General features: G+C 82.5%; 1 pseudogene. It reads right to left on the bottom strand.

The features are described 5' to 3' along the window. Positions 1–559: pseudogene (locus C882_RS25630) on the bottom strand (hypothetical protein); the annotation flags it as partial.

Genomic DNA, 559 nt, shown 5'->3' with positions numbered 1-559 from the left:
GGCTCATCCTGCGGCGCGGCGGCGGCGGCCGCGGCCCTGGCCGGCGCGGCAGCCGGCGGCGGATCGGGCGTCGGTGCGGGTGCCGGCGTTGGTCCGCCCTCTGCCGACGCTGCCTTGGGAGGCTTTGACAGCGCCCCCGGGTCCGGCAACGGCGGCAGGCTCTTGTCGGCCGGCGGGGCGGGCCGGGCCGGCGTGGCGGCTTTCGGCGCATCGGTGAGCGGCGGTAGCGCCGGCAGCCCCCCGGTGGCCCTGGTCGCCGCCTGGGGTGCGGTAGGCGGCTCGGGCGCCGCGGAGTCCGAGACAGGCGGCAGGCCCCGGGGCGCGGCCGGCGGAGATGCCGGCGGCCGCGCCCCGGTCTGCGGCTCCGGCTCGGCCTGCGGCGCGGGTTCCGGCGCCGGCTCCGCCGCTTCTTCGGGCTGTGGTTCCGGCTCCGGCGCGGGCTCCGCCGCCTGGCGGGCGTCGTCCAGCGACAGGGGGCGCGACCGGGGGGCGGGTTCGGGTCCGTCGTCCCGGGCCGGCGCTTCGGCCGGGGCCTCGCCGGCGCCGCCCAGGCTCAGGC

The organism is Caenispirillum salinarum AK4, from assembly GCF_000315795.1.
GTDB classification, from domain to species: domain Bacteria; phylum Pseudomonadota; class Alphaproteobacteria; order Rhodospirillales; family Rhodospirillaceae; genus Caenispirillum; species Caenispirillum salinarum.
Note: the sequence above shows the minus strand (reverse complement) of the source record. Positions and strands in the feature narration are given on the sequence as shown.